Origin of the sequence: Vibrio navarrensis, assembly GCF_015767675.1 — a bacterium.
Classification (GTDB): domain Bacteria; phylum Pseudomonadota; class Gammaproteobacteria; order Enterobacterales; family Vibrionaceae; genus Vibrio.
Map to the genome: position 1 here is coordinate 2421129 of NZ_CP065217.1, position 19079 is coordinate 2440207.

The window sequence follows — 19079 nt, forward strand, 5'->3', positions numbered from 1 at the left end:
TTGGCGTAGTTACAGCTTAATCGCCAGTTTCACCCCTTGTTTGATGGCGCGTACCGCGTCAAGTTCGCCAGCGTAATCAGCACCACCGATGACGTGCAGTTTATCACCCAGCTCTGACCATTGACTTTCAAACGGACGAACGGACTCCTGCCCTGCACAGACGATGATGCTATCCGCATCAAGGATCTGTTCCTTGCCATCTAAACGAATGTGCAAGCCCTCTGGAGTAATTTTCTCATAACTCACCCCACCGAGCAGATTCACGCCGCGTTTCTCCAAAGTACGTTTGTGGATCCAACCTGTGGTTTTCCCCGGACCACGGCCGACGCGCCCTTTGCGACGCTGCAATAGCCACACGGTTTTATCGCTGACGGCGTCAGGGAATGGGTAGAGACCGCCCGGATGCGCCATCTCTTTATCAATGCCCCATTCGTGGAGCCAATCGTCGAGCGTGTGCTGCGCAGGCTCCGTTACCATGCTGGCCACATCAACGCCAATGCCACCGGCACCAATGATCGCCACTTTCTCGCCCACAGGCGTTTTGTCACGAATCAGGGTTTGGTAGTCAATCACTTTATCGCTGCCTTCAAGCCCCTGAATGCTCACTTTGCGCGGTTCAACCCCAGTGGCCAAAACCACTTCGTCGTACTCTTTGAGCAGCTCTAAGCTCGCTTCGGTATCGAGGCGCAGGTTTACGCCTGTTTCGTCAATCATGTTGGCAAAGTAGCGAATGGTTTCACGAAACTCTTCTTTGCCGGGAATTTGCATGGCTAAGCGGAATTGGCCACCAATGCGGTCATTTTTCTCAATCAAATCAACACTGTGACCACGTTTGGCCAAGGTTGTCGCACAAGAGAGCCCCGCCGGCCCTGCGCCCACCACTGCGATGCGTTTTTTCTCCAGCGCAGGCTCCACCACGATCTCCGTCTCATAACACGCCAGTGGGTTGACCAAGCAACTGGCTCGTTTAGCCTGAAATACGTTATCAAGACAAGCTTGGTTACAACCAATACAGGTGTTGATGAGGTGCGCTTTCTGCTGCTCCGCTTTGGCAATAAAATGCGGATCAGCCAAAAACGGGCGGGCCATGGAAACCATATCGGCTTGGCCTGAGGCCAAAATACGCTCGGCTTCTTCTGGCGTATTGATGCGATTACAAGTCACTATCGGTACTGAGACATGCGGTTTAACTTTCTCGGTAACCCAAGTAAATGCACCGCGCGGTACTTGGGTAGCGATGGTCGGAATGCGCGCTTCGTGCCAGCCAATGCCGGTATTGATAATGGTCACGCCCGCATTTTCAAGCGCTTTGGCCAGTAGGATAACGTCTTCAAACGTGCTGCCCTGCTCGACCAAATCGAGCATCGACAGGCGGAAGATAATGATAAATTCCTGCCCAACGGCTTTGCGTACCGCTTTGACCACTTCGACCGCAAAGCGCATGCGTTTACGGTAACTGCCGCCCCAATCGTCGTAGCGCATGTTAGTGCGTTTACAGAGGAACTGGTTAATCAGGTAGCCTTCTGAGCCCATGATTTCGACACCATCGTAACCAGCCAATTGGGCCAACTCTGCACTGTTGGCAAAAGCGTCGATGGTTTTGCGGATCTGCCTTGGGCTCATTTCGCTCGGAGCGAATTTGGCAATCGGCGCTTTGATGCCCGAAGCACTCTGCGCGAAAGGGTGCATCGCATAGCGACCCGCATGTAAGATCTGCAAGGCGATTTTACCGCCATGTTTGTGTACTGCTTCGGTCACCACTTGGTGCGCGCGAGCATGTTTGGGTTTGCTAAATTCGGCGCTGAGTGGATGTAAGCGGCCACGTAAATTGGGGGAGAATCCGCCGGTCACAATCAGACCAACGCCACCTTTGGCACGTTCTTCATAAAAAGCAGCCAGCTTTTGCAATCCTTCCTTATGCTCTTCCAGGCCTGTATGCATCGACCCCATCAAAACTCGATTGCGTAGTTGGGTAAAACCGAGATCCAATGGTTGTAATAAGTGTGGGTACATGGCAGACATGACAAACTTCCATTTTTATTTATTGTGGTCTGACCACGTTATGACGAACAAAGCAAAAAATCAAACAGGTGTTTACATATTTGTAACACTGATCAATCTTGTTTCGTATATGCCATTTCATGAAGTTGCATGTTAAGCTTTGAAAAAATTATCTTTTGCGTTCTCAGAACGATTTTACTCTCCCCGCAGGGAACTTATTTCACTGTCAAACCACGGAATACAAAAGATAAGAACTGGTTTTCGCCGCGCGAAAGCCCAACGCATCTCGTTACGGAGACACAATGAAAAAAATATTCAAGCTCATTGGTTTGATTTTTAAAGGGATCTGGAAAGCAATCAGCTTTGTACGTCTAGCCCTAACAAACCTGATTTTTCTGCTATCCATCGCGTTAATCTATTTTGTTTATCTTCATGGCGCAGAAACACAGCCTCAAGTGGAAAAAGCTTCGGCACTGGTACTTAACCTGTCAGGCCCTATCGTTGAACAAAGCCAATATGTTCACCCGATGGACTCCATTACCGGCTCTTTGTTTGGTAACGAAATGCCGAAAGAAAACGTGCTGTTTGACGTGGTGAAAACCATTCGCTACGCCAAAGACGACGACAAGATCACCGGTATCGTATTGGCGCTGCGCGATTTGCCGGAAACGAACCTCACCAAACTGCGTTATATCGCCAAAGCGCTGAACGAATTTAAAACCAGCGGCAAGCCGATTTACGCCATCGGCGCATTTTATAACCAAAGTCAGTACTACCTCGCCAGTTACGCGGATAAAGTTTACTTGGCACCGGACGGTGGCGTGATGCTCAAAGGCTACAGTGCCTTCAACCTCTACTATAAAACCTTGCTCGAAAAACTGGAGGTCACCACTCACGTCTTCCGTGTTGGCACCTATAAGTCGGCAATTGAACCTTTCATTCGTGATGATATGTCACCGGCGGCAAAAGAGTCCGCCACTCGTTGGTTAAGCCAGATGTGGGGCGCTTATGTCGATGATGTCACCACCAATCGTAATATTGATGCGCAAACACTGAATCCCTCGATGGACGAGTTCTTAACCCAGCTCAAATCGGTCAACGGCGATCTTGCCGCACTGGCTCTCGAACTGGGCTTAGTCGACGAGTTAGCCACAAGGCAACAGTTGCGCGCCAAATTTGCTGAGCAATTTGGCAGTAACGGCGAAGATAGCTACAACGCCATTGGTTATTATGACTACCAAGCGACCATGCGTGACAACTTCAACCACACTGCTGACGATGTTGCGGTGGTGGTTGCTAGTGGCACCATTATGGATGGACAACAACCGCGTGGCACTGTGGGAGGCGACACCGTTGCTGGGCTGCTGCGTCAAGCGCGCAACGACGACAAAGTGAAAGCGGTTGTGCTGCGTGTGGACAGCCCTGGAGGCAGCGCCTTTGCTTCGGAAGTCATCCGCAACGAAGTACAAGCCTTAAAAGACGCGGGCAAACCTGTGGTGGTGTCAATGTCTAGCCTAGCCGCCTCGGGTGGCTACTGGATTTCGATGAGCGCCGATAAGATCATCGCCCAACCAACCACGCTGACGGGTTCGATTGGGATTTTCAGTGTCATTACCACGTTTGAGAAAGGTTTCAACAAACTCGGTATCTATACCGATGGTGTCGGTACCTCACCGTTCTCAAAAGAAGGCATCAGCACTGGCATTTCAGAAGGCGCCGCGCAAGCGTTCCAGATGGGCATTGAACACGGCTACCATCGTTTTATTAGCTTGGTGGGCAATAACCGCGACATGTCATTGGAAGCGGTTGACAAGGTTGCTCAAGGTCGAGTGTGGACAGGTTTTGACGCACTCAATCATGGTCTGATTGATCAAATCGGCGACTTTGACGACGCGGTCGCTGAAGCGGCAAAAATGGCCAATCTCGAGAGCTATAACCTTTACTGGGTCGAAGAGCCATTGTCACCGACTGAACAGTTCATCCAAGAGTTCATGAAGCAGGTCTCTATCTCTGTTGGTTTTGGCGTGCAATCACTCATCCCACAAAGCTTACTGCCTGTCGCCAAACAAATGGAACAACAGGCGTCGCTGCTGCAAAACTTCAATGATCCCAAAGGCTATTATGCTTTCTGCCTGAATTGTCAGGTAGAGTAATCCGACCAACTGGGGCATCACACGATGCCCCTTTTTATTGCAGCATATTCCGCTATAATTCCCGCTCTGTTCCCCCTACATCAGAGCGACAACGCACTATGACAAGAAAACACATCTACATTGCCTACACGGGCGGCACCATCGGTATGCAGAAATCTGACCACGGTTACGTACCCGTCGCTGGCTTTATGGAAAAGCAACTTGCCAGCATGCCTGAGTTCCACCGACCAGAGATGCCGCAATACACCATCCATGAATATGAGCCGCTGATCGACTCGTCAGACATGACGCCAGCCGATTGGCAGCAGATCGCCGATGATATTCGTGACAACTACGACAAGTATGATGGGTTTGTGATTCTGCACGGCACAGATACCATGGCGTACACCGCTTCTGCGCTCTCTTTTATGTTGGAAAATCTCGGTAAACCTGTGATTGTTACCGGTTCACAAATCCCTCTGGCGCAACTTCGCTCTGATGGGCAAGCCAACCTGCTCAATGCTCTGCACATTGCCGCTAACTACCCGATTAACGAAGTTACACTGTTCTTCAACAACCAACTGATGCGTGGCAATCGCAGCGTGAAATCGCACGCGGATGGTTTTAACGCCTTTACTTCACCGAATTTACCGCCTTTGCTCGAAGCGGGCATCAATATCCAAGTGAGCAGCAACGTCAGTGTCGGCGCAAAACCGCAAGGCGAGTTTAAGGTGCACCACATCACCCCACAACCGATTGGCGTTATCACCATGTACCCTGGCATTTCCCATGAAGTAATCCGCAATACGCTGCGCCAGCCTGTGAATGCGATGATTCTGTTGACCTTCGGTGTAGGTAACGCACCACAAAACCCAGAGCTGCTCGGTCATTTGAAAGAGGCATCTGAACGAGGCGTAATCGTCGTTAACCTGACCCAATGTTTGGCAGGTAAAGTCAACATGGGCGGATACGCGACAGGGTGCGCTCTTGCGGAAGCTGGCGTGATCAGTGGCTATGATATGACACCGGAGGCGGCTCTTGCCAAATTGCATTACTTGTTAAGCCAGAATCTGACTTACGAAGAAGTGAAGCAGCAGATGCAGCAAGTACTGCGCGGCGAAATGAGCTTATAAAGGAAAACTTAGAACCTAGGCTTGTTCTAGGTTCTAGGTTCTAGGTTCTAGGTTCTAGGTTCTAGGTTCTAGGTTCTTTAGCGATCAATCTCGGTTAGGATTGACTCGAACAATATCTTCTTGTCCTGTTTGAAACTGCTTTTTCAGCTCGGCTTTAGACTTAAAGCAAATCTCGCCACCAGCCGCAACCGACATATGTTGCGCGTCCGTATTATGCTTAGATTGATATAACATCACAGCTTGCATACAGGAATCTCGCTGTGCCTTCGAAAGTATTGTACCCTCAGGCCAGCGCCCAGTTTCTACCGCATAAGCCAAACGCTGATACACTTCTGGCGTCATTGCGTTTAATAGCTGTTCTGTGTCCATAAACTACCTTCTTACTGACATTTTGTTCACAGAAAATATCCGGATACTAAACTGAGTCAAGAAAGAGTAAATGAATTGTTGTAATGGATCACAAGCAAACGTCTATGAAAGTAAAAAAATGGTTAATCCCATTAAGCCTTCCCTTATTTCTTAGTGGCTGTCTTGAAGGTAACAAAACCACCGAACAGTTATGCCAGGCTTATCCCGATTTACGCTGCAATAAACTCAATATGGATGACGGCCAGTGCCGTATTGCGCGCACCGATCTCATTTGGCATCGCTTTGAAGTACTCAAAGATCCGTCCGATAAAAATAAAATTCGCGAATACCAATTAGTCGCAGACTATCGCAAATGCTTGGAGCTCGCTTCGCAGATCACCCCCATCGATCAAACCGAGCTTAAACAGAACCGATTTAATGCCTTGGTCCACAGTATTGCTGAGCTAGAGCGCATCGTTAAGGAGCTGCGTCAGTCTTCAAAGCCTGAGAGCCTCTACTTTCTCTGGAGCCAAACGGGCAGTCATGAAGCGCGACGTCAGTTTTTACAAATGGAAGGATCGCCACAGTTAGAGACGGCAGAAATGCAGTACGCACTTGCTACGTTTTATACCACTCGAGATGCCAAGAAAACGCTCGCCTTACTCAACCATTCACTTGAGCTTACCAAAGATGGCAAAGTGAATGTCGATGCGCTCAAATCGCTCGCCAGCACTAACCAAGGTTTAAGGCGCATGAAACATGCCTATCTGTGGGCCATGGTGGCGAAAGAGTTTGGCGTCCCGCTCGCCACCCAGCGCGAACTCAATATTATGTTCGGCTTTACTGACCAAGAATATGAACAACTCAACGAACTGGCGGACGAAGTGGTGTCCGCGCTGAAAAGTGGCCAGTATCGCGCGAGTTTAGTCCCCAAAACACTCTAACCTCTTTTTAAAACATACAGAAAAAAGCTAAATCAAAAACCTTCCTCTCAGAAGGTTTTTTACGCTCACTCGTTCCCCTCTCAAAAGGTGACAAAGCTTAAGCATTTATGAAATCAGCCAACATATTCTGCTGAATTATTCGTCATTCGTTGCCATTTTGTTGAAAATTAACGACACAGAATTGACACAAAAACGCTCGCCAGTGGTTGCCGGACCGTCGGGAAAAACGTGTCCCAGATGACTATCACAGGCTGCGCAACGTATTTCAACTCGCCTCATTCCGTGACTTAAGTCTTCTAAATAGCGGATGGCTTGGTCATTGATCGGTGCATCAAAACTTGGCCAACCACAACCAGAGTCATACTTGTTGAGTGATGAGAACAGCGGCGTTTGACAGCACGTACACACATATTCTCCCGTCTCTTTGTTGTGCAGTAGTTTGCCGCTAAAAGGTGGCTCCGTTCCCTGTTGCCGACAGATGTAATACTCTTCCTCGGAGAGCAGTTCACGCCACTGCTGGTCTGACTTCACCACGTTTTTTTCGTCTGATACCACGTTATCGTTTTCCTTATTTTTCCATTGTGCTGTGGAGTTTTTTTGCAAAAAACTTGCGGAACATTAAAGTTGTAGCACATACTTTTTCACCATAGTGTCCCGTGTTTCAAAATGGGTCAGGAGTCCCTGACTCCTGAGTTATTTTACGCCAACTGGCGAGTAGAATAATCCGTTCGAAGTTTAAAAAACGAGCATTTGCGATGAATTGTTAAAAAAAGCGACGCTTTTTTTTGACTTTAAACAAGTTAAGTCCGATTATCACTTGCAGATGTTTACTGGATTCTGTAATTTTACTACCAGTTATCTTTAATCAGAAATTAAGTTGTGGAGCAACTATAATGACTATCAAAGTAGGTATTAACGGTTTTGGCCGTATCGGTCGTTTCGTTTTCCGTGCAGCGCAAGAGCGTGCTGACATCGAAGTTGTAGGTATCAATGACCTTATCGACGTAGATTACATGGCATACATGCTGAAGTATGACTCAACTCACGGCCGTTTCAATGGTACTGTTGAAGTTGAAGGCGGTAACCTAATCGTTAACGGTAAAACTGTACGTGTAACTGCTGAGCGTAACCCAGAAGACCTTAAGTGGGATGCAATCGGTGTTGACGTAGTAGCTGAAGCAACTGGTCTATTCCTAGACGACGCAACAGCTCGTAAACACATCACAGCTGGTGCTAAGAAAGTTGTTCTAACTGGTCCTTCTAAAGACAAGACTCCAATGTTCGTAATGGGTGTTAACCACACTTCTTACGCTGGTCAAGACATCGTTTCTAACGCTTCTTGTACGACTAACTGTCTAGCTCCTATCGCTAAAGTTCTTAACGACAAGTTCGGTATCGAGTCTGGTCTGATGACAACAGTTCACGCAACTACAGCAACTCAAAAAACTGTAGACGGTCCTTCTGCGAAAGACTGGCGCGGTGGCCGTGGTGCTTCTCAGAACATCATCCCATCTTCAACTGGCGCAGCTAAAGCAGTAGGCGTTGTTCTTCCAGAACTAAACGGCAAACTAACTGGTATGGCTTTCCGCGTACCAACTGCTAACGTTTCTGTTGTTGACCTAACTGTTAACCTTAAAAACGGTGCATCTTACGAAGCTATCTGTGCAGCAATGAAAGAAGCTTCTGAAGGCGAACTAAAAGGCGTTCTAGGTTACACTGAAGATGCAGTCGTTTCTCAAGACTTCATCGGTGAAGTTCAAACTTCTGTATTCGATGCTAAAGCGGGTATCGCTCTAACTGATAACTTCGTTAAAGTTGTATCTTGGTACGACAACGAAATCGGTTACTCAAACAAAGTTCTAGACCTAATTGCTCACATCTCTAAGTAATCCTTAGATTTAAAAGTGATTAACGAAAACTTTCGTTAGACAAAAAGGCGACCTTAGGTCGCCTTTTTAGTATCAGAGATTTGTGAATACCAATTTCAGTTGGCTATTGCTGACGATTCAACACAGCAACTCGACATTTGGTTTTGGCAAATCTTATCTTTAGAAGCTGATTTTTAAGGATATACAGATGGAACTCAAAAACCTTCCTGCTCTTACGGTGCTATCCGATTGCGTGACCATCGTCGAAGTCGATCAAGTGAAAATTGTCCGTGTCATGCACGAAAAAGCGAGCGCAGGCATTGCTTTACATGGCGGCCACGTGGTCTCTTTTGCGCCTCAAGGCCAAAAAGAGTTGATTTGGATGAGTGACAAGGCGATCTTTGACGGCAAAGCGGCGCTACGCGGTGGGATCCCGGTGTGTTGGCCTTGGTTTGGCCGCATTGCCGCGCCAGCACACGGTTTTGCCCGATCAACTGAGTGGCAGTTGCTGGAACATCGCGAAAACGAAAGCGGTGTGATTGTCGAATTAGGTTTATTTGCCAGCGAAGAGACCCACCAGATTTGGCCCTATCTGTTTGATGCTCGTTTGATCGTAGAGGTGGGCGACCGGCTTAACGTGACGCTGAAAGTGTCTAACATTGATGACAAACCTTGGACGTTTTCTGGCGCACTGCATACCTATCTAAACGTGGGTGAGATTAGCCAAACGGAAACATCCGGCATGGGCGCAGAGTACATAGACAGCTTATTGCAAGGCCAGGTTTGCCAAGGTGAAAATGTCCTGAAACTGAGCGACACCATCGATCGCGTTTACACTCAGCCTGAAGCGCAAATCCTCGTCAACGATCCTCTCTTTGAGCGTACCTTGTGTGTTGAGAACCAAGGCCACAACTCAGCCGTACTGTGGAACCCGTGGGCTGAAGGAGCCAAAGGCATGGCCGATATGTCAGATAACGGCTATCAAACCATGTTGTGTGTCGAATCGACGCTGCACGCAGCGAGTATTGATCAAGGTAAAACGCTGCAACCGGGTGAAACTCACCAACTCAGCACGACAATTTCCTCTCTATAAGTTCAGCAGCCGGCCTAGCCCGGCTGTTTTTTTATCCCGCTGTTCACTCATTTCTCAAGACTGACCAATTTTAATCAATCGATTTATTAATAAGAATCAAAGCACCTTGGCCCACCGCACGCAAATGTCCGTCAAAGAGGTCGTGACCATTATCGCCAAGCTCAAAGCCTCAACCGTTAATGCAGTAAATTTGATGACCCAAAGTCAAAGCAACGCCAATCAAGCCTTGGATAAAGCGCAAGAAGGTGGTTCAGCGCTAGAAGCGATTACTGGGCAAGTTCACGCGATTGCAGCGCAGGCCGATACGATTGCTGCCACCGCTGAAGAGCAGGCGCAAGTATCTTAAGAGATCGCCGCCAGTGCTCATACGATTAGCGAACTCAACCTCGAGAGCAAAGCGACCAGCGCGCAAACGGCGCAAAGTACCAACGAGTTACAAAAGCAAGCGAACTCACTCAAGCAGCAAGTGAGCTTTTTCCACTAACTCTTTCTCCAACAAGGGCAGTTCTCCTGCCCTTTGCTCATTCTTGGCCTGTAACGCTCATGGTTTTAACGACGTAAACTGCACTTTAATGCGTTGCAGCCCTGCCGCATTGGGTAGGCTTTCAACCTGTTGGACATCCGCGTTGAAATAATAAGGCGCGAGGTGCTCTGCTTGCGCCTTGTCCATCGCATAGTAGAGCGTAACCGGCTTTTTGCTCATCTGCTGGCTAAAAAGGTATCCAACCAATGCATGTTCAAATTGATGATAGGCATTGCCCCAGTGAAAAGCCTTGGTGGATTGCGGGTTGAGGCCCACGCCGCCAAAACGAGGATCAACCCAAATCTGCATAAAACTTGGTAAGGTGTAATACAGTACCTCGGGGACGTTGCCATCGAGTAACGCCAGCGTCATCGCCGCTTGGTCCAATTCGGCCCATTCCCAGGAAGAAATCCCATTATTGCCCGGACGGCTGCGCCAACTCAGGACTTGCTGCCCTTTCCATTGCGCTTGCAACGCTGGTGGGACCCAAGGTTCAATATCCGCCCAATTCGGTGCGTATTGCGCTTGCTGCAATGTATGCTGCATGCCTTTGTGCGCGAGCGTCTGCCAAGCTGCATTGCCCAGTTTTTGCCCACTCAGATAGGTCATCCAATACGCTTTAATGGTATGACCGAAATCGTTGTGCTTCGCGCTTTGCATCATCACCGATGTGTGATGAATTGCTCCATAGAAACGCTGTTCCTCAGCCGAGTAATAGTGGCTTAGCATCACTTGTGTCAGCCAATTGAGATCCTCTAGCCAGCGGCTTTTATGCGGTTCTGGGAGTAGCGGAGCAACCAACAGTAGATAGCCATTGATCTGATCAAGCTGAGCGACCAGCTCACGTTGCTTGGCACTTTGTTCATCGCCATCTTCCAGCACCCAAGCGAGTCCCTTGCCATCGGGTAAACGATACTTATCAAAAATAAAGCGCTGCTGCTGGATCAACACCGACTCAATTTGCGCGTCGCGAGTAAGATAATAGAGCATCGCCAGCCCGACCAAAGCATACGCTTGATCTTGCGAAGTGCGCTGTTGCCACTCAAGCCCAGCATTACCCTGCTGAGTGAAGCTGATAAAGCCGCCATGCTCCTTATCTTGCAGCTCTTCGATTAAATACTTCGCCCCCTGACGCGCGAGCTTGAGCGCCTCAGGATCGCCAGTGAGATGAAAAAGCACCCCGTACGCATAGGTTTGCCGCGATTTCATCCGCGTATATTCGCGGCCAAAATGCGGGGTTATCCAACCATAATTGAGCTCCGCGCAAACGCGTTTCACATCCAGCAACTGTCCATCGTCGCAACGAAAGGTGGGGAAATTACCCTCTGGCTCCCCTCGGGCACTCGGCATCATCCAATAAGGCGCTAACCCCTGCTTGGCATGCGCCAGCCATTGCTCACCATCTGGTAACGAAAGGGACGCGGCACTAGCATGCACAATGACCGCGCCCATTCCCAGAACGGCACTCAAACACGTTCTTTTTAACCATTTGTTTTTCTTCATCATTACCCCTAGGTGACAAATAAAACCGACTATACCTAAGTGCGGTTACGCATATCGCTGTTTGAGTCACACAATGCTCGCTCTATAGCCTGCAAGGGCATGAAGTGTTGGTTGGCAGTGGAACAGTGGACTTTTCTCAACTATTGGTTATTATTCGAGGCACGTTTTTGCACCGCACGCGGGCGAAATGACAATTTGCTTCGTATAACCCCACTAATAGGGTGTGGGGGTCTCTACCAGGATCCGTAAAGTTCTGATTACGAAGAGTAAAGTGATTATTCGCTTTTCTCTTTGTAGGATTTTCTGTTCAAGGTGAATGGCGCTTAATCGTAACTTTTTGATTAAGAGTGATATATGAAACAATTTATTGAGCAACTGCCGAAAGTCGAACTGCATCTGCACATTGAAGGTACCCTCGAACCCGAACTGATGTTTGAGCTGGCCACGCGTAACCAGATTGCCATTCCTTATGCATCGCCAAATGAAGTGCGCGAGGCGTACCAGTTTTCTAACTTGCAGTCTTTTCTCGATATCTATTATCAAGGCGCCAATGTTCTGATTCACGAACAAGATTTCTTCGATTTAACTTGGGCTTATCTGCTGCGTTGCCAGCAAAATAATGTCCTGCATAGCGAAATCTTCTTCGACCCGCAAACCCACACCGCGCGTGGTATTGCCTTTGAAACAGTGGTCAATGGTATTCATCGCGCCCTTACTCAAGCCAAGCACGAGTTAGGCATTTCCAGCCAATTGATTATGTGTTTTCTGCGCCATTTGAGCGAAGAGGACGCCCTAGCGACGTTAGAACAGGCTCTGCCCTTCAAGGATAAAATCGTCGCGGTCGGTTTAGACTCTTCAGAGCAAGGCAATCCGCCCGAAAAGTTTGCGCGGGTATTTGCCAAAGCCCATGAAGCTGGTTTTTTAGCCGTTGCTCATGCTGGTGAGGAAGGCCCGGCACTGAATGTAAAAAACGCGATGGAATTGCTCAAAGTACAACGGGTTGACCATGGCGTGCGCTGTGTTGAGGATGCTGCGTTAGTGGAAACACTTATCCAAAGTCGAATGCCGTTAACCGTCTGTCCGCTATCGAATCTGAAATTGAAAGTGGTAGAGAGCATGGAACAGCACAATGTGGTCGAGTTACTGCGTCAAGGTTTGTGCGTTACCCTCAACTCGGATGATCCTGCCTATTTCGGCGGCTACATGAGCGATAATTTTCTGGCCGTCGCCAACGCTCATCCCGTGACTAAACAAGAGCTGGCCCAGTTTAGCCTCAATGCGATTGAAGCCAGCTTTATCAGCCTTGAAGAGAAACAGCGACTCACCGAGAGGGTAACCAATTTTGTCAGTCAGGCGTAAGTCGCTCCTAAGCACGACGCCATCTCAACCATAACAAAAAACCCTAAGCGGTTACGCTTAGGGTTTTAGCTACGAGAAAAGCAAACTTACTTGCTAGAGCAGTTACCCTTAATCGCCATGTCGGTTTTCAGTACTTCTTTTTTGCCTAATGATTCATCGACCACCACAACGTCCGCACCGCCAACAAATGCACCCATCTTGATGTACTGCTGAACAAAGTAAAGACGACCTTGTTCCGTATACAGAGAAAGCTCATTCGGTGAGAACTCTGACTCCGTGCTCACGATGTGATCTTTATTACCGTCTACTTCATGGTAGAAGAATACGCCCGCAGCAGTTTCACCAATACATTCGCCATCGATGCGCACATCCTTTTTCAGTGCCGCACCAATTGGTGTGTCGATGCGGTAAACATACACGCCCGCTTTACCTTCTGTTGGAGCAGCAAACTGCTTCGCTTGATTAGTTGCTTCCTTATCGGCAGTTGGAACCGAGGCACAACCAGAGAGTACTGCTAGTACAGCCGAACATAGAATTAGTTTACTTTTCATAATGTTAACCTAGCCAAAGAAAACTGGGATGCTAATCCAAGAAAAGTTATCTATAAAATCATTTACATGGCAAATGTGACGCACTGCAATATATTTAGATTAAATAATCAATGTGAATCGCAAAATTTCCCCTCACCATCAATTTTTCTGTATAAATTTCAATCAAATAGAAACCGTCCAAACTCTCTTGTCGCTAGAAAAACTATCAACATAAACTTGCCCATCGTCCTACGCTGTCATTTTTCTCTCATCCAACTCGATTAGCGTATTTGCTTTCAGCATCTCGCTTATTAACGTGCTCTCTTTCTGTTGGAAGTGATGCGGTTTTGGCATTAATCACATATTAAATGCCAATCGATGTAACTATGCGGGCATTTGTGTGAGCAATGTCTCTTACTCAAGTTATTGATCAATTTAGTATTCGCCTCAATTATTACCAACGAGATTCCATGGTTATGAAAACTCTACTTACCCCCCTTGCCCTACTCATCGGTACCGCGTTACTGACTGGTTGTGATGAAGAAACAAAATACGTCGACGTACAACCGACCACGGTCAAAATTGCTACGTACAATCTCTCCTTCGATCGAGCCACCTTTGCCGATCTGGTCAATGAGATGCAAATTCCACCAAGCAAACAAACCCAATTGGTCACGGCGTATCTCGACGGCAGTATTGCTGACAACGAGAAAACCACCGCAGAAAAAGTCATCCAGATCCGTAATGTGGCGGCAATCATCCAGAAAAATCGCCCCGATGTGCTGATGATGGCAGAGTACAATAACGACGGTACAGGCGAAGATAAATCGGCGCTGATTGGATTTCAAAACAACTACTTGTCGGTAGCGCAGAGTTTACAAGGCGCTGGCGGCAGTGCAGAGCTGGAACCCATTGAGTATCCTTTTGCGCACTCTTACGCTACGAATACTGGTCTTCTGAGCGAATTTGACTTGGATAACAACGGCAATGCGGGTCAAATGCCGGGCGATGCGTGGGGATTTGGTTTGTATCACGGCCAATACGCGTTTGCTTTGATGTCTAAATTTGAAATAGATAATGCCAACACACGAACCTTCCAAACCTTTAAATGGAAAGATATGCAAGGCGCGCAAGTTCCTACCATCACCATTTGCGACGGCTCTCAAACTATCCCTGCGGGTATGAAGTGCGGTGATAATTGGTACAGCGATGATGAGTGGCAACAGGTACGTTTGTCGTCGAAAAACCACGTCGACGCACCAATCATTATTCCAACTGCCCACGGCAATCAAGTCGTGCACCTGCTGCTCTCTCACCCAACACCTCCGGTGTTTGACCCGGGCAAGAACAAAGCGCAGAACGCGGCTGAAGTCGCATTTTGGCATGACTATGTGCAAAACAAAGCCTACTTCTACGACGATGCTGGTAAGAATGGCGGCCTGAAAACTGGCTCACATTTTGTCATCATGGGCGATCTCAACCTCGATCCAGTCTCGGGTGACGGCATCAGTCAGGTGATGAAAGATCTGCACGCTGATCCATTGCTGAATCAAAAAGTAATGAATGGTGAGTTGTACCCAACCAGCTTCGGTGCCGCAGAGCATGCGGTCGATAAAGCGGTAAACCACCCATATCCGAATCGCATTTCGTCAACCTTTGGCCTTGGCGTCGATTACGCTATGCCGTCGGCAACCTTGAACATTGTTGATTCTGGTATCTACTGGCCTGCTTCCTATGAAGCGGGTCGCGCCTTATTTAATGACGCTCGTATCGGCAAATACGGTAACGGAAAAGACGTCTCTTCTGACCATCGGATGATCTGGATTCAGGCGCAGTTCTAACCATTTTCTCTCTCGCTACTTTGTGCATCGAGCCTCAAGATGCCTAAAGTGGCGGGAGAGAATTTATTTCGTGTTTTCGTTCATCTCACAAAAACAAAGGCCAGCGAAAGCTGACCTCTGTAAGTGCGAAATCCTGAGATTTAAGCGTTTAGCGCTTGTTCTAGATCGGCCAGAATGTCGTCAATATGTTCAATACCCACCGACAAACGGATCATCTCCGGCGCGACACCCGCTTGTTTTTGCTCAGCTTCACTTAGCTGGCGATGCGTGGTCGAGGCAGGATGGCAAGCCAGTGATTTCGCATCACCAATATTTACTAAGCGCTTGAAAATCTTCAGTGCATCATAAAAACGTACCCCTGCCTCGTAACCGTCTTTAAGGCCGAAAGAGAGAATCGCTGACGGTTTGCCTTTCATGTACTTCTCCGCCAATCGGTAGTGTTTGGAGCTTGGCAGCCCCGCGTAGCTAACCCAACTCACTTTGTCGTGTTCACTTAAAAACTGTGCGACTTTCATTGCATTCTCGGTATGGCGCTCCATGCGCAGGGAGAGCGTTTCCAGTCCTTGTAGCAACATAAACGCGTTCATTGGCGATAGCGCCGAGCCCGTATTACGCAGTGGCACAGTGCGAGCGCGGCCAATAAACGCCGCTGGACCAAACGCCTCGGTATAAACCACGCCGTGGTAAGAAGGCTCTGGTTGATTGAACACTGGAAAACGATCTTTATGCTGTGCCCAAGGGAATTTACCGGAATCAATAATAATGCCGCCAAGCGTCGTACCGTGACCGCCGACGTATTTGGTCAGCGAATGCACCACGATGTCAGCACCAAACTCTATCGGTTTGCAGATCGCTGGCGTTGCGACGGTATTGTCGACAATCACAGGTACCCCCTGCGCGTGAGCCAGTTGCGCCACTTTTTCCAGATCAATAATGTTGCCAGCCGGGTTACCAATACTTTCACAGTAGACGGCTTTGGTTTTGTCATCGATAAGCGCTGCCAAGCTTTCTGGTTGGTCGTCTTTGGCAAAGCGCACTTCAATGCCCATGTTCGGCAACATGTGCGCGAACAAGGTATAGGTACCACCATAAAGCTGCGGCGTGGAGACAATATTGTCCCCCGCTTGCGCCAAAGTCAGAATGGCATAGTGAATCGCTGCACTGCCAGCACTGACCACTAAACCAGCGATCCCGCCTTCCAATGCCGCCATACGTTTTTCCAACACATCATTGGTGGGGTTCATAATACGCGTGTAAATGTTGCCGGGTACGGCAAGGTTAAACAGATCTGCGCCATGCTGAGCGTTGTCAAACTCATACGCGACGGTTTGATAGATAGGCGTCGCGACGGATTTGGTGGTTGGATCGGTCTCATAGCCAAAATGAATCGAAAGGGTTTCGTCTTTCATGTCTCTTCCCTGAACAGTTGAGGTGAATGGTTATTCCGATATCATGCCGATCTTTTCAGCAAACTGCACGGTTATCAGTCACAGTGCGAGAAACATCACGCCAGCTTAGTGGCGTGAGTCTCCGGTAAAATGGTTAAACCTCGGCAACCTGCCAGCTCGCCAGAGAGACGGAAGGTTCAAGGCTGAGCCGACCAATCACCCGTACTTCAGAGCGCAGCGCCATGTTGGAGAGCAAAATCATCAGCGCCACCGCGAGCAGCAAGGGCAGAATAAAGACTTGGATATTCCACATGCTGTCTCTCCTCTATTTAGGCTGTTAAGCCATTGGCGGAAAATCCAAGATCATGGTCGCCACCGAGAAATAAATCATCACGCCAATCGCATCGGCGATAGTGGTAATCAACGGCGCACTGGCGGACGCTGGGTCAAAACGTAATTTGCTGAGAACAAAAGGCAGCAACATACCAACCACCGATCCCACAATCACCACTATTTGCATGGTGATTGCCACCACCAACGCAATTTCCGCACCGCCGCGCCAAAAACCGAGCAGAGCAACCGCCACCGCCATCGTCACCCCAAGCAACGCCGAGATAAGCAGCTCTTTGCTGAGCATTTTGGCCCAATCTTTCGCCACCACATCTCCGGTGGCTAAGGCGCGCACCATCAAGGTTGCCGATTGAGATCCTGCGTTGCCGCCGCTGTCGATTAACAAAGGTAAAAAGAACACTAGCGCCACGTAGGCTTGAATCGTGTCTTCAAAGTAGGCGATTCCAGCGCCAGAAAAAATGTTGCCGAATACCAAAAGGACCAACCAAAACACCCGTTTGCGATACATCAAACCGATGGTGGCGTCTTTCAAATTACCACTAAAATCCACCGCTCCCGCTTTATGAACGTGGCGGTCCGCCTCTTCTTCTGCCACATCCATCGCATCGTCGTAGGTGACGATCCCAACCAAACGGTTGTGCAAATCCAATACTGGCAAGGCCAGCAGGTCGTACTTGCTGATCGCTTGTGCCGCCACGCTTTGAAGTTCATCCACCCAAACAAAGATTAAGACCTGCGTCATAATGTCAGCGATGCGCTGGCTGGGCTCCGCCACCAGCATGTCGCGTAAAGAGACTGTCCCTTTCAGCTTTTGCTGCTCATCCACCACGTACGCTTGATAGATGGTTTCCCGCTCCGTGGCAATGCTGCGCAAGTGATGCATCGCTTCTTCTACAGTTAACGCCCCATCTAAGACAGCAAAATCGGTTGTCATCACCGCGCCAATCGAGTCCGATGGATAAGAAGCGAGACGTTCGATATCCTGTCTCTCACGGCTATCCATCTGCTGCAACACTTGCTGTTTGAGCGTAGGTTCAAGCAACGCAAGCAGATCCGCCCGCTCATCGTGTGCCATACGCTCACTCAAATGGGCCAGTTCATCAGCAGCCAACTGCTCGGCGATGGCCTGCTGCCAAGATAGGGAAAAATAGCCAAACAAAGCGGCCTGTTGATCCAGCGGAAGTAAACGCAGCAGATCGCGAACATCCTGGCTGTGGAGTTGCTGCTCATCAAGCAAAATAGAGAGTGCTTCAGCGCAATCCGCCAATGGATGCTCGGCAACAAAACGCTGCATTGCCGCTTGATGCTGGCTGATGTTCAGAGCCAACAGTTCTTGAGTCATGATAGAAATTGACATGAAAATTCCCCCTATTTTATTTCCAGAAGCGGATAAGACGTTGCCAACCTTTCGCTGGTTTGGCTGAAGATGGCTGCGGTGTCCCATCAAGACGCAAAATGGCTCGGGCGCGAGGCAGTTCAAGCACCCCCATCACGCGATGGCAGCTGTCTAGCACCGGAAGAATTGGCCAGACGCTTTGGCAAAGATGCTGCGCCGCAGAGTGCGCATCGCCTAATGCGCTGGCAAAATGCGCTTCCCCCTGACAAAGCTCGGCCACTGGTTGCTCGTCATGCGCGCTGATCAACTGCGCCATAGTCACCAGCCCTTGGTATTCCCCTTTTGCATTGATAAGCGCCACCACGTGCAACTGCGCAGGTAAACTGGGATTGGCGCGCAGCAGGGTAATCACCTCACCGACGGTGAGGCGCTTACTGACACTGAAAAATTCACGTTTGATATGGCTTTGTAGCGCTTGAGCTGCGGGTAAGCGCGCGCTTTTTACATCGGTGATGCGATGATGACGAAATGTAGTCATGGTTATCTCTCCTGAGTTGGCTCAGGACAAAGAAACCCCAACGCTGCGCGCGTTTTAGCCCGGACATTGGCCCGACAAAAAGCGATAAGCAGCGCACGACCTGTCGGCTCACTGCGGTGAGCATCAGTCAATCGTTACGCACGACAAAACCTTGCCGTTTGCATAAAACAAAGTCGGTATGGAATTTACGA

General features: G+C 48.9%; 16 protein-coding genes, 1 pseudogene and 1 riboswitch. Of the genes and pseudogenes, 8 read left to right on the forward strand and 9 right to left on the reverse strand.

The annotated features are described in order from the left end of the window. Nucleotides 1–9: 9 nt before the first annotated feature. The gene (locus I3X05_RS11550; RefSeq protein ID WP_193168122.1) at nucleotides 10–2022 is read right to left on the reverse strand and encodes an NADPH-dependent 2,4-dienoyl-CoA reductase; all 2013 of its coding nucleotides are present in this window, start codon (nucleotides 2020–2022) and stop codon (nucleotides 10–12) included. A gap of 281 nt (nucleotides 2023–2303) precedes the next feature. Between I3X05_RS11550 and sppA the strand changes: the two genes are divergently transcribed. Both sppA and ansA read left to right on the forward strand, forming a co-directional pair. Then, the gene (sppA, locus tag I3X05_RS11555) at nucleotides 2304–4154 is read left to right on the forward strand and encodes a signal peptide peptidase SppA (RefSeq protein WP_337970733.1); all 1851 of its coding nucleotides are present in this window, start codon (nucleotides 2304–2306) and stop codon (nucleotides 4152–4154) included. Nucleotides 4155–4252: 98 nt separating this feature from the next. Next, entirely contained in the window at nucleotides 4253–5266 is a 1014-nt protein-coding gene (ansA, locus tag I3X05_RS11560) for an asparaginase (RefSeq protein WP_039430003.1), read from the forward strand. Nucleotides 5267–5350: 84 nt separating this feature from the next. On the opposite strand, the gene I3X05_RS11565 is transcribed toward ansA, so the two are convergent. Next, a complete protein-coding gene (locus I3X05_RS11565; protein WP_337970734.1) occupies nucleotides 5351–5635 on the reverse strand; it encodes a YeaC family protein in 285 nt (94 codons plus the stop codon). A 104-nt stretch (nucleotides 5636–5739) separates the two neighbouring features. Here I3X05_RS11565 and I3X05_RS11570 point away from each other — a divergent pair, with 104 nt between their 5' ends. Next, nucleotides 5740–6558, forward strand: a complete 819-nt coding sequence (locus I3X05_RS11570; RefSeq protein WP_413470317.1) for a DUF2989 domain-containing protein — start codon at nucleotides 5740–5742, stop codon at nucleotides 6556–6558. 135 nt (nucleotides 6559–6693) lie between these two features. Here the strand turns inward: I3X05_RS11570 and msrB are convergent, their stop codons facing one another. After that, a complete protein-coding gene (gene msrB, locus I3X05_RS11575; RefSeq protein ID WP_139046274.1) occupies nucleotides 6694–7113 on the reverse strand; it encodes a peptide-methionine (R)-S-oxide reductase MsrB in 420 nt (139 codons plus the stop codon). 338 nt (nucleotides 7114–7451) lie between these two features. On the opposite strand from msrB, the gene gap reads away from it, so the two are divergent. The 3 genes and pseudogenes from gap to I3X05_RS11590 form a co-directional block, all read left to right on the forward strand. Next, entirely contained in the window at nucleotides 7452–8447 is a 996-nt protein-coding gene (gene gap / locus I3X05_RS11580) for a type I glyceraldehyde-3-phosphate dehydrogenase (protein ID WP_045569558.1), read from the forward strand. A 187-nt stretch (nucleotides 8448–8634) separates the two neighbouring features. Next, nucleotides 8635–9519, forward strand: coding sequence for a D-hexose-6-phosphate mutarotase (locus tag I3X05_RS11585; RefSeq protein WP_193168123.1), 885 nt, complete (start codon nucleotides 8635–8637; stop codon nucleotides 9517–9519). A gap of 103 nt (nucleotides 9520–9622) precedes the next feature. Further along, nucleotides 9623–10003, forward strand: a pseudogene (locus I3X05_RS11590) (methyl-accepting chemotaxis protein); the annotation flags it as partial. Between the two features lie 57 nt (nucleotides 10004–10060). Here the strand turns inward: I3X05_RS11590 and I3X05_RS11595 are convergent. Beyond that, nucleotides 10061–11494, reverse strand: a complete 1434-nt coding sequence (locus tag I3X05_RS11595; protein WP_171816701.1) for an AGE family epimerase/isomerase — start codon at nucleotides 11492–11494, stop codon at nucleotides 10061–10063. A 231-nt stretch (nucleotides 11495–11725) separates the two neighbouring features. After that, nucleotides 11726–11825: riboswitch (purine riboswitch) on the forward strand. A gap of 74 nt (nucleotides 11826–11899) precedes the next feature. Between I3X05_RS11595 and I3X05_RS11600 the strand changes: the two genes are divergently transcribed. Then, a complete protein-coding gene (locus I3X05_RS11600; RefSeq protein ID WP_045569562.1) occupies nucleotides 11900–12904 on the forward strand; it encodes an adenosine deaminase in 1005 nt (334 codons plus the stop codon). Between the two features lie 86 nt (nucleotides 12905–12990). Here the strand turns inward: I3X05_RS11600 and I3X05_RS11605 are convergent, their stop codons facing one another. Next, complete coding sequence (locus I3X05_RS11605; RefSeq protein WP_045569563.1) at nucleotides 12991–13455, reverse strand: DUF2846 domain-containing protein; 465 nt, start codon at nucleotides 13453–13455, stop codon at nucleotides 12991–12993. Nucleotides 13456–13910: 455 nt separating this feature from the next. On the opposite strand from I3X05_RS11605, the gene I3X05_RS11610 reads away from it, so the two are divergent. Further along, on the forward strand, nucleotides 13911–15275 hold the full coding sequence (locus I3X05_RS11610; RefSeq protein WP_337970735.1) for an endonuclease/exonuclease/phosphatase family protein: 1365 nt from the start codon (nucleotides 13911–13913) through the stop codon (nucleotides 15273–15275). Between the two features lie 140 nt (nucleotides 15276–15415). On the opposite strand, the gene I3X05_RS11615 is transcribed toward I3X05_RS11610, so the two are convergent. The 4 genes from I3X05_RS11615 to I3X05_RS11630 form a co-directional block, all read right to left on the reverse strand. Continuing rightward, nucleotides 15416–16684: an O-acetylhomoserine aminocarboxypropyltransferase/cysteine synthase family protein gene (locus I3X05_RS11615; protein ID WP_337970736.1), complete on the reverse strand. Its 1269-nt coding sequence runs from the start codon at nucleotides 16682–16684 to the stop codon at nucleotides 15416–15418. A 133-nt stretch (nucleotides 16685–16817) separates the two neighbouring features. Continuing rightward, nucleotides 16818–16976 (reverse strand): hypothetical protein, encoded by a 159-nt coding sequence (locus tag I3X05_RS11620; protein ID WP_337970737.1) that lies wholly within the window; start codon nucleotides 16974–16976, stop codon nucleotides 16818–16820. A 24-nt stretch (nucleotides 16977–17000) separates the two neighbouring features. Beyond that, entirely contained in the window at nucleotides 17001–18458 is a 1458-nt protein-coding gene (gene mgtE, locus I3X05_RS11625) for a magnesium transporter (RefSeq protein WP_425304486.1), read from the reverse strand. Continuing rightward, complete coding sequence (locus tag I3X05_RS11630) at nucleotides 18388–18888, reverse strand: hypothetical protein (protein WP_045569566.1); 501 nt, start codon at nucleotides 18886–18888, stop codon at nucleotides 18388–18390. Before I3X05_RS11630 ends, mgtE begins: the two co-directional genes overlap by 71 nt. Between the last annotated feature and the right edge of the window lie 191 nt (nucleotides 18889–19079).